This is a genomic window from Streptomyces sp. NPDC001410 (genome assembly GCF_042895235.1).
Classification (GTDB): Bacteria; Actinomycetota; Actinomycetes; order Streptomycetales; family Streptomycetaceae; genus Streptomyces.
The window spans coordinates 77,316-90,381 of the sequence record NZ_JBIAWE010000016.1; the positions used below are offsets into that span (position 1 = coordinate 77,316).

At 70.3% G+C, this 13,066-nt stretch carries 13 protein-coding genes; 4 read left to right on the forward strand and 9 right to left on the reverse strand.

The genetic code is table 11. From position 1 onward, the window contains the following. Positions 1-162: 162 nt before the first annotated feature. The 3 genes from ACFY3C_RS31450 (at position 163) to ACFY3C_RS31460 (ending at position 2,785) form a co-directional block, all read left to right on the forward strand. The gene (locus ACFY3C_RS31450) at positions 163-1,299 is read left to right on the forward strand and encodes an ABC transporter ATP-binding protein (RefSeq protein WP_386573694.1); all 1,137 of its coding nucleotides are present in this window, start codon (positions 163-165) and stop codon (positions 1,297-1,299) included. A gap of 207 nt (positions 1,300-1,506) precedes the next feature. Beyond that, entirely contained in the window at positions 1,507-1,968 is a 462-nt protein-coding gene (locus ACFY3C_RS31455; protein ID WP_386573695.1) for a hypothetical protein, read from the forward strand. 85 nt (positions 1,969-2,053) lie between these two features. Continuing rightward, positions 2,054-2,785 (forward strand): NDP-sugar synthase, encoded by a 732-nt coding sequence (locus tag ACFY3C_RS31460; protein WP_390773173.1) that lies wholly within the window; start codon positions 2,054-2,056, stop codon positions 2,783-2,785. Positions 2,786-2,852: 67 nt separating this feature from the next. Here ACFY3C_RS31460 and ACFY3C_RS31465 read toward each other — a convergent pair whose 3' ends face one another. The 7 genes from ACFY3C_RS31465 to ACFY3C_RS31495 all read right to left on the reverse strand — a co-directional run bounded on the left by ACFY3C_RS31465 (position 2,853) and on the right by ACFY3C_RS31495 (position 9,649). Then, a complete protein-coding gene (locus ACFY3C_RS31465) occupies positions 2,853-4,529 on the reverse strand; it encodes a DoxX family protein (RefSeq protein ID WP_390773174.1) in 1,677 nt (558 codons plus the stop codon). Positions 4,530-4,657: 128 nt separating this feature from the next. Further along, positions 4,658-5,599, reverse strand: a complete 942-nt coding sequence (rlmB, locus tag ACFY3C_RS31470) for a 23S rRNA (guanosine(2251)-2'-O)-methyltransferase RlmB (RefSeq protein ID WP_386573698.1) — start codon at positions 5,597-5,599, stop codon at positions 4,658-4,660. A gap of 87 nt (positions 5,600-5,686) precedes the next feature. Then, positions 5,687-7,090 (reverse strand): cysteine--tRNA ligase, encoded by a 1,404-nt coding sequence (cysS, locus tag ACFY3C_RS31475; protein ID WP_386573699.1) that lies wholly within the window; start codon positions 7,088-7,090, stop codon positions 5,687-5,689. Between the two features lie 45 nt (positions 7,091-7,135). Further along, on the reverse strand, positions 7,136-7,540 hold the full coding sequence (locus ACFY3C_RS31480; protein ID WP_390773175.1) for a PPOX class F420-dependent oxidoreductase: 405 nt from the start codon (positions 7,538-7,540) through the stop codon (positions 7,136-7,138). A 62-nt stretch (positions 7,541-7,602) separates the two neighbouring features. Beyond that, positions 7,603-8,124 carry a 2-C-methyl-D-erythritol 2,4-cyclodiphosphate synthase gene (ispF, locus tag ACFY3C_RS31485; protein WP_390773176.1) on the reverse strand — a complete coding sequence of 174 codons (522 nt, stop codon included), beginning with the start codon at positions 8,122-8,124 and terminating at the stop codon, positions 7,603-7,605. Next, the gene (gene ispD / locus ACFY3C_RS31490; RefSeq protein ID WP_390773177.1) at positions 8,114-8,866 is read right to left on the reverse strand and encodes a 2-C-methyl-D-erythritol 4-phosphate cytidylyltransferase; all 753 of its coding nucleotides are present in this window, start codon (positions 8,864-8,866) and stop codon (positions 8,114-8,116) included. The genes ispF and ispD overlap by 11 nt, the downstream gene beginning before the upstream one ends. A 300-nt stretch (positions 8,867-9,166) precedes the next feature. Next, complete coding sequence (locus ACFY3C_RS31495) at positions 9,167-9,649, reverse strand: CarD family transcriptional regulator (RefSeq protein ID WP_003953493.1); 483 nt, start codon at positions 9,647-9,649, stop codon at positions 9,167-9,169. 639 nt (positions 9,650-10,288) lie between these two features. Between ACFY3C_RS31495 and ACFY3C_RS31500 the strand changes: the two genes are divergently transcribed. Further along, a complete protein-coding gene (locus ACFY3C_RS31500) occupies positions 10,289-10,978 on the forward strand; it encodes a DUF461 domain-containing protein (protein WP_390773178.1) in 690 nt (229 codons plus the stop codon). Between the two features lie 88 nt (positions 10,979-11,066). Here the strand turns inward: ACFY3C_RS31500 and ACFY3C_RS31505 are convergent, their stop codons facing one another. After that, a complete protein-coding gene (locus ACFY3C_RS31505) occupies positions 11,067-11,747 on the reverse strand; it encodes a response regulator transcription factor (protein WP_010358452.1) in 681 nt (226 codons plus the stop codon). Beyond that, the gene (locus tag ACFY3C_RS31510) at positions 11,744-12,997 is read right to left on the reverse strand and encodes a sensor histidine kinase (RefSeq protein ID WP_386573705.1); all 1,254 of its coding nucleotides are present in this window, start codon (positions 12,995-12,997) and stop codon (positions 11,744-11,746) included. Before ACFY3C_RS31510 ends, ACFY3C_RS31505 begins: the two co-directional genes overlap by 4 nt. Positions 12,998-13,066: the final 69 nt, after the last annotated feature.

Here is a 13,066-nt window from a genome sequence, read left to right on the forward strand (position 1 = left end):
CTTGTCGAAAATTTCCGCGAAGTTCACAGTCGCCCGGGTACTGACAGACGAGTGAACGCCAGGTACCGTCCTGAGCCAGTTCACTCGCGTGGACTACACCAACCACCTTCCTACAACGGATCGTCCGGCACGTTCCTGCCGGTAGAAGGGGGCCCATTCACCATGGCCACTGTCACGTTCGACAAGGCGACCCGGATCTACCCGGGTTCCACCAAGCCCGCCGTCGACCAGCTCGACATCGCGATCGAGGACGGCGAGTTCCTCGTCCTGGTCGGCCCGTCCGGTTGCGGAAAGTCCACCTCCCTGCGGATGCTCGCGGGCCTGGAGGACGTCAACGGCGGCGCCATCCGCATCGGTGACCGCGACGTCACGCACCTGCCGCCCAAGGACCGGGACATCGCCATGGTGTTCCAGAACTACGCGCTCTACCCGCACATGACGGTCGCCGACAACATGGGCTTCGCGCTCAAGATCGCCGGCGTCAACAAGGCGGAGATCCGGCAGAAGGTCGAGGAGGCCGCGAAGATCCTCGACCTCACCGAGTACCTGGACCGCAAGCCGAAGGCCCTGTCCGGCGGTCAGCGCCAGCGTGTTGCCATGGGCCGCGCCATCGTCCGTGAGCCGCAGGTCTTCCTCATGGACGAGCCGCTGTCCAACCTGGACGCCAAGCTCCGCGTCTCGACCCGTACGCAGATCGCGTCCCTGCAGCGCCGCCTCGGCATCACCACCGTCTACGTCACCCACGACCAGGTCGAGGCCATGACGATGGGCGACCGGGTGGCCGTGCTCAAGGACGGCCTCCTCCAGCAGGTCGACTCGCCGCGCAACATGTACGACAAGCCCGCGAACCTCTTCGTCGCCGGCTTCATCGGCTCCCCCGCCATGAACCTGGTCGAGGTCCCGATCACCGACGGCGGCGTGAAGTTCGGCAACAGCGTCGTCCCCGTCAACCGGGACGCCCTGAAGGCCGCCGCCGACAAGGGTGACCGCACGGTGACCGTCGGTGTCCGGCCCGAGCACTTCGAGGTGGTCGAGCTGGGCGGCGGTGCCGCCGCCTCCCTGTCCAAGGACACCGAGGACGCCCCGGCCGGTCTCGCCGTCTCCGTGAACGTCGTCGAGGAGCTGGGCGCCGACGGCTACGTCTACGGCACCGCCGAGGTCGGCGGTGAGGTCAAGGACCTGGTCGTCCGCGTGGGCGGCCGCCAGGTGCCGGAGAAGGGCGCCACCCTGCACGTCGTGCCGCGTCCGGGCGAGACCCACGTGTTCTCGACCTCGACGGGCGAGCGTCTCTCCGACTGACGGCCTGAGCAGGGCGTTTTCACGCAGGTTGACGAGCAGGGCCCCGCGGACCCCCGCGGGGCCCTGCTCATTGCCGCGAAATACCCCAGCACAGCAATCATTTCGGGCACCGTGCGTCAACGCTCTACCCAGAAAATTGCGCCACTTCATCCCCCATAAGGGTGACCAAATGTCGCCAAATCATTACCGGGCGCTACCCTCACACGCGTGAAGCACTCCACCAACCCTCAGACGCGACGCGGCCATCGGGGCGGCCCTGCCCACCGGATCGGCCGCACTCTCGCCCTCGTCCTGCCCGTCGTCCTGGTGCTCTCCGGAACCCTCGCGGTCACCCGCGTCAACTGGACGGGAAGCCCCTCCAGCTCGGTGCTCACCGCCTCGGACGTCTCCTCGGCGGAGGTCGCCCCGAAGGCGGTCTCCCACGCCCCGCAGGACGTGCTCCGCGACCAGCTGATGACCGAGCTGCAGGACAAGAACCCGGGCGTGGTTCTCACCCACCTCCAGCAGGCGGTCAACGGGCACCCGGCGCTGGCGAAGCACTGCACCTCCATCGCCCGCGCCCTGGGCAGGGCGGCGGTGCGCATCTACGGCGCCTCGCGCGCCCAGTCCTACGCCCGCCCGGTCTGCGACACCGCCTTCGCCACCGGGGTCCTGGCCGCGCACAGCTGAGTGCCGGTTCGGAACTCGGTAACGGCTCCTTAAGGAGCAGGTTGCGGTCGGAATTCCGGCCGGGGCGCCACGTACAGTTCGGGGCATGACCCATCCGAGCGCCGCGTTGCGCCCCACTCAAGCCGTCGTCCTGGCCGGTGGCCAGGGCTCACGGCTGCGTCCCTACACCGACGACCGGCCCAAGCCGATGGTCGAGATCCCCGGTACGGGCACTCCGATCATCGGCCACCAACTGGCCTGGCTCGCCGAGGAGGGCGTGACGGACGTGGTGGTCTCCTGCGGCCACCTCGCCGAGGTCCTACAGAAGTGGCTGGACACGGCCGACCTGCCCGTCTCCGTCACCACCGTCGTCGAGACGGAGCCCCTCGGCCGTGGCGGCGGCCTCAAGTACGCCGCAACGCACCTCCCCCACCCCGACCGGCCCTGGTACGCCACCAACGGCGACATCTGGACCCGCTTCTGCCTGCGGGACATGGCCGACTTCCACACCGAGCGGGACGCCGTCGCCACGCTGGCGCTGGCCCGGCCCCGGATTCCCTGGGGTGCGGTGAAGACCGACGGGTTCGGGCACATCACCGACTTCATCGAGGCACCGCCGTCGCCGTTCGAGATCAACGCGGGTGTGTACGTGTTCTCGCCCGAGTTCGTGGAGCTGCTGCCCGAGCGGGGGGATCACGAGCGGACGACGTTTCCTCGGCTGGCCCGGGAGCGGAAGCTTTTTGGGTTCCCCATTCCGCAGGGGGCTTACTGGCGGGCTATCGATACGGCTAAGGACCTGACTGAGGCGGCCAAGGAATTGGCTGCGCTAGGTCGCTGACAGATACGCGGGAACGCAAAGGGGCCCCGTACCTTCGCGGTACGGGGCCCTTTGTTGTCTCGTACGGCTAGCCCAGGATGCCGCCCACCAAGCCCGGCTGGCCGGAGGACGTGGTGCCGCCCGAGGTGCCGGTGCCGCCTGTGGAGGTGCTGCCGCCCGTTGAGGTGCCGCCCGTGGTGGTCGGGCCCGCCGTGGTGCTGGGGGCGCCGCCCGTCGGGGAGGACTGGCGGGGCGGGACCTGGCCCGTGGTGCCCTGGGTCTGGGTGGGCGTCGTGGTGGTCGCGCCGGCGCTGTGGCTGGCGCCCGGGGTCGTGGCCGCCCCGGAGGGGCTCGCACCGGCCGTGGCGCCGCCCGTGGGTGAGGCGGAGGCCGACGGGCTCGTCCGCTGCCGCTGACTGGGCTCCTCGGGCAGCGCGGAGCCCGGCAGGTTGTTGCGCGGGGCGTCGCCGGGGCCGGGGACGACCACGCGGCTGGAGTCGCGTACGGCGCCGCCCAGCATGGAGCCGGCGAGCAGGGTGAGACCGACGGTGACGGCCGTGATGAGCGAGCCGCGGCGCAGGACGTAGCGGCGCAGCTCCCAGATGTCGGAGCGGGGGCCGAGCCGGCGCCAGGCGCTGCCGGCGAGGCGGCCGTCGACGGAGTAGACGGGGGCGCCGGCGATGATCAGCGGGGACCAGGCGGCGAGGTAGATGATGTCGGGGGTGTCGTAGGCGGGGACCGTCTTCCAGCTGACGGTGACGATCAGGGCGGCGGAGAGCAGGGCGCCGACCACGGCGGCGACGCGCTGCCAGCAGCCGAGGATGGTCAGGACGCCCACGACCACCTGGAGGAAGGCGATGACCAGGCCGGAGCCGACCGGGTGGTGCAGGGCGAACTGGCGCAGGGGCTCGGCGACTTCCCAGGGGTGCAGGGTGTTGAGCCACTTGACCATGGAGCCGCGCTTGCCGCCGTCGAAGTAGACGGGGTCGCACAGCTTGCCCATGCCGGCGTAGATGGAGATGAAGCCGAGGAAGATGCGCAGGGGGAGCAGGACCACGCCGAGGTTCATCCGGCGGCCGGGGTAGTAGGCGTGCCGGGCCGAGTCGTCGCCGTGGCGCTTGGCGGGGCGGTCACCCGCCCCGGCGCTCTCCTCGTAGTGGTCGAACTCGTCGTCGTAGGCGGGTTCGTCGTAGGCGGGTTCGTCGTAGGCACTGCCGACCGTGCGCATATGGGGCAGGAGCCGGGTGCCGTCCTCGGGGGCGGTGCGCTGGTGGCCGACGACGGGGGTCTCGACGGTCTGGTCGAACCCGTCGTAGCCGCGGGCGTAGCCGCCGTCGTAGCCGCCGTCGTAGCCGGTCCCGACGCGCGGGATGACCTGGGTGGCGCCGGCCTCGACGGGTTCGTCGGCGTGGCGGACGCTGCTGCCCCGCACGGCCTGGAGCAGCCGGTGGGCGCCGGTGTCGTCGGGGGCGGACCTGCCGCTCCACACGACGGGGCGGCGGCGGCCGGCCGCGGCGCCGGCCCGGCCCGCCGTGCCCACGACCGGCATACGGGCGTTGTTCTGGGTGGCGCTCAGGTGCCCGGCGATCCACGAGGATTGGCTGCGTCTCGCCGACGCGCCCAGCTGCACGCGGAAGCTGGCGTGATTGACGATGACCTGCGCCGGATCGCTCGGCACCTTCACCATGCTCAGCGCGGGAGCGTCGTCGAATCCCGACGAGCGGTCCCCCGTGGGTGTGCGGGGTGTTCTGGTGTCCACACTCATCTAACCGAGTGACGTGGAGTTAGGACACTGCTTTGATCGGGCGGATGTGTCCGGACCGCGTCAAAGCGGCCCGGAACGCCATATGGACGCCTGAATTACCCCGCACGGGTGAGACGGCGGACGCTTGTTCAGCCGCGTCGGCGAGCCGTCTCGTACAGGACGATTCCCGCCGCCACACCCGCGTTGAGCGACTCCGCACCACCCGGCATCGGAATCCGCACACGGAAGTCGCAGGTCTCGCCGACCAGGCGGGACAGGCCCTTGCCCTCGCTGCCGACCACGATCACGACCGGGCCGTCGAGGGCCTGAAGCGCACCGAGTTCGACCTCGCCGTCGGCGGCCAGGCCGACGACCGTGATGCCGGCCTTCTTGTAGGCCTCCAGGGCGCGGGTCAGGTTGGTGGCGCGGGCGACCGGCGTGCGGGCGGCCGTACCGGCGGAGGTCTTCCAGGCGCCGGCGGTCATGCCGGCCGAGCGACGCTCGGGGACGACGACGCCGTGGCCGCCGAAGGCGGAGACGGAGCGGACGACCGCGCCGAGGTTGCGCGGGTCGGTGACGCCGTCGAGCGCCACGATCAGCGGGTCCTCGCCCTCGTCGTAGGCGGCCGCGGTGAGGTCCTCCGGGTGCGCGTACTCGTACGGCGGGACCTGCAGGACCAGACCCTGGTGGTTCAGGCCGTTCGTCATGCGGTCCAGCTCGGGGCGCGGGGCCTCCATGAGGTTGATGCCACCGCGCTCGGCGGCGAGCTGGAGGGCCTCACGGACGCGCTCGTCGTTGTCGATGAACTGCTGGACGTAGAGGGTGTTCGCGGGCACGCCCTCGCGCAGCGCCTCGACGACCGGGTTGCGGCCGACGACCAGCTCGGAGGACGACTTGCCGCCCCGGCCCCTGGGCACCGGGCGGCGCACGGCCTGCTTGGCCTTGGCGTTGGCGATGCGGTTCTTCTTGTGCCCCTTGCGCATCTCGGCGGGCGGGGTCGGACCCTTGCCCTCCAGGCCCCGGCGCCGCTGGCCGCCACTGCCGACCTGCGCGCCCTTCTTGCCGGACATGCGGCGGTTGTTCGCGGCCATGACCTACCTGTCTTCGTGAGCTTCGTACGTACGTCTTATGCAGTGTGCCGCCCGGAGGGCCGGGCGGCACAATCGATCAAGCGGGGGCTAGCGCGGGCCGAGGCTCCAGCGCGGGCCCTGCGGGCTGTCCTCGATGACCAGACCGGCCTGGCCCAGCTGGTCGCGGATGGCGTCGGCGGTGGCCCAGTCCTTGCGGGCGCGGGCGGACTCGCGCTGGTCGAGGACGAGCCGGACGAGGCTGTCGACCACGCCGTGCAGGTCCTGGCCCCGGTCGGTGCCCTCGCCGGCCCACTGCGCGTCCAGCGGGTCGAGGCCGAGGACGCCGAGCATGGCCCGCACCTCGGCCAGCCGGGCCACGGCCGCTTCCTTGTCGTCGGCGGCCAGCGCGCTGTTGCCCTGCCGGACGGTGGTGTGCACGATCGCCAGGGCCTGCGGGACGCCCAGGTCGTCGTCCATCGCCTCGGCGAAGGCGGGCGGGACCTCGGCGGCCGGCTCGACCGTCTTCCCGGCCAGCTCGATGACCCGCTGCACGAAGCCCTCGATCCGCGCGAACGCCGACTCGGCCTCGCGCAGCGCCTCCTCGCTGTACTCGATCATCGAGCGGTAGTGCGGGGTGCCGAGGTAGTAGCGCAGGACGATCGGGCGCCAGTGCTTGACCATCTCGCTCACGAGGACCGAGTTGCCGAGCGACTTCGACATCTTCTCGCCGCTCATGGTGACCCAGGCGTTGTGCACCCAGTAGGTGGCGAAGTCGTCGCCGTAGGCCTTGGCCTGGGCGATCTCGTTCTCGTGGTGCGGGAAGATCAGGTCGAGGCCGCCGCCGTGGATGTCGAAGGCGGAGCCGAGGTACTTGTGGGCCATGGCGGAGCACTCCAGGTGCCAGCCGGGGCGCCCACGGCCCCACGGCGTCTCCCAGTCGGGCTCGCCCGGCTTGGACGCCTTCCACATGGCGAAGTCGCGCGGGTCGCGCTTGCCGGTGATGCCCTCCTCGGCGGGCTGCCGCATCTCGTCCAGGTCTTGCTTGGACAGCTCCAGGTAGGAGGGCCAGGAGCGGACGTCGAAGTAGACGCTGCCGTCGGCCTCGTAGGCGTGGCCGCGCTCGATGAGGGTGCGCATCATCTCGACCATCTCGGTCACGTGCCCGGTGGCACGCGGCTCGTAGGTCGGGGGGAGGCAGCCGAGGGCGTCGTAGCCGTCGTTGAAGGCGCGCTCGTTCTCGTACCCGATCGACCACCAGGGGCGGTCCTGGTCGGCGCCCTTGGCGATGATCTTGTCGTCGATGTCCGTGACGTTCCTGATGAACGTCACGTCGTAGCCGCGGTACTGGAACCAGCGGCGCATGATGTCGAAGTTGAGGTACGAGCGGACGTGCCCGATGTGCGGTGCCGCCTGCACGGTGGCGCCACACAGGTAGATCGAGACACAACCCGGCTTGAGCGGGGTGAAGTCACGGATCTGCCGGGCGCTGGTGTCGTACAGGCGAATAGTCACCACTCCAGGGTAGTGGGCCGGAAGTGATGCCTCGTGCCGGTTGCCTCACATCAACCCGACGACCTTCCGCGGAGTGATCCGCACGACCACCCGCTCCGCGTCCTCGGCCGAAGCCGGATTGAACTCCGCGTAATTCTTGCCGGTGTACTTCATCGACAGTTCGTCGATCAGTTCCGGGCCGCCCTGTGTGGTCATCTCCGCGGTGCCCCGGATCTCGCCGTAGACGTAGGGCATCTTGGGGTCCTGGACGACGACGCTCACCCGGGGGTCGCGGTCGAGGTTCTTCTTCTTGCGGCGGTCGACGGTCGTGGAGAACAGGATCTGGTCGCCGTCCCGCTTCACCCACACCGGGGACATCTGGGGGCTGCCGTCGGGCTGGACCGTGCCGACGATGATGAAGACGGGGCCGTCGAGCAGGGACTTGAGCTGGTCGGAGAGGGCGGCGGGCATGGGGGTACCTCCGGGACCTGGGGGCGGGTCACTGGTCGCTCTGCAGGCACCCTCGCACGCCGTCAGTCCACCCGCACCACGAGCGCCGTGGCCACCGCCATCAGCCCCTCCTCGCGGCCGGGGAAGCCGAGGCCGTCCGTCGTCGCGCCGGACACCGACACCGGTGCGCCCGCCGCCTCGGAGAGGATCTTCTGGGCCTCGTCGCGGCGCTTGCCGATCTTCGGGCGGGGGCCGACGACCTGGACGGCGATGTTGCCGATAGCGAACCCGGCCTCGCGGACGATCCGGGCGGCCTCGGTCAGCAGGGTGATGCCGGAGGCGCCGGACCACTCGGGCCGGCCGGTGCCGAAGTGCTGGCCGAGGTCGCCGAGCCCGGCGGCGGAGAAGAGCGCGTTGCAGGCGGCGTGGGCGACGACGTCGGCGTCGGAGTGCCCGGCCAGACCGGGACCCTCGCCCTCCCACTTCAGGCCGGCGCACCACAGCTCGCGGCCTTCCTCGAAGGCGTGGATGTCGGTGCCGATGCCGACCTGGGGGAGCACGGGCAGCCCGCCCTGCGGCCGCAGATCAGATGCTTCAGAAGCCATCGTTCAGCCTCCTGCGGGCCAGGACCGCCTCGGCGAGGACGAGGTCGAGGGGGCGGGTGACCTTGAAGGCCTCCTCGTGACCGGGGACGGTGACGACCCTGAGGCCGAGCTGCTCGACCATGCTCGCGTCGTCGGTGACGTCCTCGGTGACGGTCTCGTGGGCGCGGACCAGGGTCTCCCGGTCGAAGCCCTGGGGCGTCTGCACGGCCCGCAGCCGGGCCCGCTCGGGCGTGGCCACGACCGGCTCGGGGTCACCGGCGACGGCCGCGGGCTCGACCTCCTTGACGGTGTCGGCGAGCGGCAGCGCCGGGACCACGGCGGGGGCGCCGTCGCGCACGGCCTCGATGACCGCGTCGACGGTGTCGACAGGGACGAGCGGGCGGGCCGCGTCGTGGACGAGGACGACGCCGTACTCGGGCGGCAGGGCGTCGAGGCCGAGCCGGACCGACTCCTGGCGGCTGTCCCCTCCGGGGACGACGAGGAAGTCGGTGCGCTCGGGCAGCGCGTGCACGTCGAGCAGGGACTTGACCTCGGCGGCGCCGTCGGGCGGGGCGACGACGATCACCAGGGAGACATGGCGGGACGCGGCGAGGGCGTGGACCGCGTGGATCAGCATCGGCGTGCCGTTCAGCGCGCGGAGCGCCTTGGGGGCGCCCGGGCCGAGCCGTACGCCCCGGCCGGCCGCGGGAATCACGGCGGCGACGGGGATCTGCGCGGGTGCGGGGCGCGAATCGTCAGACATCGGTTCCTGTCAGGTTTGTGTGCTCGACCTAGGTGGGTATGGCCTGGAGGAGTGCCGGGCGCGAAGCCTTGACCGGACCCTTCCGTGACCCTGGTCGAGCCATCTGCCCGGGCCCGGCACACCAAGTATCGGGGGACTTCCCCCGAGATGAACGACAGGTGGTCCGGCGGTCTCACGGCGGCCGGAACATTCCGGGGACGAACATGCCGCAGCGCCCGGCGACAGGATCAGTGTCATCGGGCACCGCGGCATTTCACTGTGCTGAACGGGCTGCGGGCAGCGGAAGCCGCCGGTGGCACGTCAGGAGGCGAGCACCTCGTCGAGCAGGGCCTCGGCCTTGTCCTCGTTCGTGTTCTCCGCGAGGGCGAGTTCGCTCACCAGGATCTGGCGAGCCTTGGCGAGCATGCGCTTCTCACCGGCGGAGAGACCGCGCTCGCGCTCACGACGCCACAGGTCACGCACGACTTCCGCGACCTTGATGACATCGCCGGAGGCGAGCTTCTCCAGGTTTGCCTTGTAGCGACGAGACCAGTTCGTGGGCTCCTCGGCATACGGCGCACGCAGCACCTCGAAGACCCGGTCCAGCCCGTCCTGACCGACCACATCACGCACGCCCACGAACTCAGCATTGTCCGCTGGCACACGCACCGTCAGGTCACCCTGGGCGACCTTCAGCACCAAGTAGGTCTTGTCCACGCCTTTGATCTGGCGAGTTTCGATGGCCTCGATCAGCGCGGCCCCGTGATGGGGATAGACCACGGTGTCGCCAACCTTGAACGTCATGTGACAGGTACCCCTTCCGTGGCTATCAAGGGTAACACGGATACGGCGTGTTCTGAATGGCGTTTTCGCAGGTCAGGGCATATCTCGGGGCTTGACAACAGCAACAGGAACGTGCTTCGCGAGCACTCGCCGGGCCGAGATGCAACAGGTATTCGCAGGTCGGGGCAGTTCTCCGGGCGAGGCGAAACACGTACGTCACAACCTCGCGGAGTCTCGCCCAAGAGGTTGAACATCCCGATTTGTCCACTTCCAAGCGTACGACTTCCGCTACTCCGTTCGGCCGCAGGAGCCGGGTACGAGACGAATCCGGAATTGATCACGGGAGGCCGGATGGGCACCGGATGATCAATATCCGAGGTGGCCATGCATTCCTTCACGGAAAATTTGGGGACCGTGTTGCGGGGATGTGGACTGCGGTCTTGCGGGTGGGTTATGTGAATGGCGGACGAGCGCCTCGGCAAAGTGACTCGTGAGTCACTTGTGGGCGGCGAGGTACCCCCACCCGGAGGGAAGCCTGGTGCTTGGGGGAGGGTCGGGTGCGGCCGCGCGGGAACGGCTCGGTAACCTAAGGCCGCTGACAGACACTTAGGGCGGCTTTATAAGGGGAGCCGCCCCTGCGTTCAAGGAGTTGCCGCCGCCGTGAGCAGCAGCCTTCGACGCGGCGCCCTCGCCGCATCCGCCATCGCCTTCTCGATCGCCTCGCTCGCCGCCTGTGGCGCCGGAAACAACTCGCAGACCCTGCAGATCAAGCCGGACAACGCGGCGACCAGCGTCGGCGACATCATGATCCAGAACGCCACGGTCATCACGCAGCCCGACCTGAAGGCGACCGGTCCGGCCGTCGTCTCCGCGACCCTCTTCAACAGGGGCAACACGAACCAGACCCTGCAGTCGATCTCCGTCGAGGGCAGCGGCGAGCCGGTCAAGCTGTCCGCCGCCAAGGGCCAGAGCCTGACCGTCCCGGCGCACGGCTCGCTCGTCATCGGCGGCAAGGACAACGCGTCCGCCGTGATCGCCAGCGGCCGTGAGGCGGTCCAGGACGGCAACGCGCAGAAGGTGACCTTCACCTTCAGCAAGACCGGTCCGGTGAGCCTGCGCGCGTTCGTGGTCCCCGCCGCCAGCTACTTCAGCGGCTGGGGCCCGAGCGAGATCCCGACCGCCTCGGCGACCGCCACCGCCGCGCCGGGCTCGACCGCGTCCGGCAGCGGCAAGCCGGGCAAGGGCGGCAAGACCAGCCCGTCGGCGACCGCCACGGACACCGCCACCGAGACCGCGACCACGGGCGCGACCCCGAGCGACTCGGCGTCGCAGTCGGCCACGAGCCACTGAGCAACAGCCGGCACATACGCCGGCACATACGAAGGGCGGCACCCCGCAGTGGGGTGCCGCCCTTCGTATGTGCGCGCCGGCTTACGGCTTACGGCTCGAACTTGTAGCCCAGGCCGCGGACCGTCACCAGGTACCGCGGCGCCCCCGGGTCCGGCTCGATCTTGGCGCGGAGGCGCTTGACGTGGACGTCGAGAGTCTTGGTGTCGCCGACGTAGTCGGCACCCCAGACCCGGTCGATCAGCTGCATGCGGGTCAGGACGCGGCCGGCGTTGCGCAGGAGCATCTCCAGGAGGTCGAACTCCTTCAGCGGGAGGTCGACCTTCGAGCCCGACACCGTCACCACGTGGCGGTCGACGTCCATGCGGACCGGGCCCGCCTCCAGGGCGGCCGGGGTGACCTCCTCCGGCTCGCCGCGGCGGCGCAGCACGGCGCGGATGCGGGCCACCAGCTCGCGCGAGGAGAACGGCTTGGTGACGTAGTCGTCGGCTCCTATTTCGAGACCCACGACCTTGTCGATCTCGCTGTCCTTGGCGGTGACCATGATCACGGGGACGTTGGAGCGGCCGCGCAGCTGGCGGCAGACCTCCGTGCCGGGCAGACCCGGCAGCATCAGGTCGAGGAGAACGAGGTCGGCGCCGTTGCGCTCGAACTCGTCGAGTCCGTCGGGGCCGGTGGCCGCCACGGCCACCTCGAAGCCCTCCTTGCGGAGCATGTACGACAGGGCGTCGGAGAAGGACTCCTCGTCCTCGACGACGAGCACTCGGGTCACGGAAGGACCTCCGGGGCGGGAAGCGGTTCGTACGGGGTTGAGTCGGCGGTGCCGCCGGCCTCTTCGTCGAGGTCGGGGTGCTGCTGTGCACGGTCGCGGGCGGCACCCGCCTCCGGCAGCCTGAGGGTGAAGGTGGAGCCCTGGTTCTCGGCGCTCCAGACCGTGACCTCCCCGCCGTGCGAGGCGACCACGTGCTTCACGATCGCGAGACCCAGGCCGGTGCCTCCGGTCTGCCGGGAGCGGGCCGGGTCGACGCGGTAGAAGCGCTCGAAGATGCGCTCCTTGTCCTTGTCGGAGATGCCGATGCCCTGGTCCGTGACGGCGAGTTCGATCATGTCGCCGCCCGGGGCGTTGACCCGGCGGGCGGCTATGCCGACGCGGGTGCGGGCCGGGGAGTAGTTGACGGCGTTCTCGACGAGGTTGCCGAGGGCGGCGGCGAGCTGGCCGCGGTTGCCCCAGACGTGCAGGTCGGCGGTGCCGCCGGCGGCCATCGTGATCTGCTTGGTGCCCGCCTGGTGGCGGCAGCGGTCGATGGCTTCGGCGACGAGGTCGTCCACGCGGACGGGCTCGGCGTCCTCCAGTGGATCGTCGTTCTGGACCCGCGAGAGGTCGATCAGCTCCTGGACCAGGTTGGTCAGCCGGGTCGCCTCGATCTGCATGCGGCCCGCGAAGCGCTGTACGGCCTCGGGGTCGTCCGAGGCGTCCATGACGGCCTCGGAGAGCAGGGAGAGCGCGCCGACGGGCGTCTTCAGCTCGTGGCTCACGTTGGCCACGAAGTCGCGTCGTACGGCCTCGATCCGGCGGGCCTCGGTGAGGTCCTCGACCAGCAGCAGGACCAGGCGGGAGCCGAGCGGGGCCACGCGCGCGGAGACGGCGAGGGCCTCGCCCCGTCCGGTGCCACGCCGGGGCAGGTCCAGCTCGACCTGGCGTATCTCCCCGTCCCGGCGGGTGTCCCGGGCCATCTGGAGCATGGGCTCGACGGCGAGCTTGCCGCCGCGGACCAGCCCGAGGGCGTACGCGGCGGAGCTTGCCTTGACGACGGCGTCGGCCTCGTCGAGGACGACGGCCGAGGAGCGGAGCACGGACAGCACGGTGTCCACGCCGGGCGGGAGTACGGGATCGGTGTGCAAAGAAGTCCTGGTCGGTCGCTTCTGGTCGCGTTCGCTCCAGCGGAACGCCAGCATGGCGATGACGCCGGTGAGCACCCCGGCGATCGCTGCCGCTGCGGCGACCGCCGCGTTCACGTCCATGCATCCAGGTTAGGCATGGGGTACGACATACCCACAGCCGTCGAGGTGCGACCTCGGACACTCGTCGCC

What these genes read in the sequence shown, in the direction of transcription:
- ACFY3C_RS31450 (WP_386573694.1), top strand. Translation starts at nt 163, where the DNA reads ATGGCCACTGTCACGTTCGACAAGGCGACCCGGATCTACCCGGGTTCC.
- ACFY3C_RS31510 (WP_386573705.1), bottom strand. Translation starts at nt 12,997, where the DNA reads ATGGACGTGAACGCGGCGGTCGCCGCAGCGGCAGCGATCGCCGGGGTG.
- ispD (WP_390773177.1), bottom strand. Translation starts at nt 8,866, where the DNA reads ATGTCTGACGATTCGCGCCCCGCACCCGCGCAGATCCCCGTCGCCGCC.
- ispF (WP_390773176.1), bottom strand. Translation starts at nt 8,124, where the DNA reads ATGGCTTCTGAAGCATCTGATCTGCGGCCGCAGGGCGGGCTGCCCGTG.
- ACFY3C_RS31465 (WP_390773174.1), bottom strand. Translation starts at nt 4,529, where the DNA reads ATGAGTGTGGACACCAGAACACCCCGCACACCCACGGGGGACCGCTCG.
- rlmB (WP_386573698.1), bottom strand. Translation starts at nt 5,599, where the DNA reads ATGGCCGCGAACAACCGCCGCATGTCCGGCAAGAAGGGCGCGCAGGTC.
- ACFY3C_RS31480 (WP_390773175.1), bottom strand. Translation starts at nt 7,540, where the DNA reads ATGCCCGCCGCCCTCTCCGACCAGCTCAAGTCCCTGCTCGACGGCCCC.
- ACFY3C_RS31495 (WP_003953493.1), bottom strand. Translation starts at nt 9,649, where the DNA reads ATGACGTTCAAGGTTGGCGACACCGTGGTCTATCCCCATCACGGGGCC.
- ACFY3C_RS31460 (WP_390773173.1), top strand. Translation starts at nt 2,054, where the DNA reads ATGACCCATCCGAGCGCCGCGTTGCGCCCCACTCAAGCCGTCGTCCTG.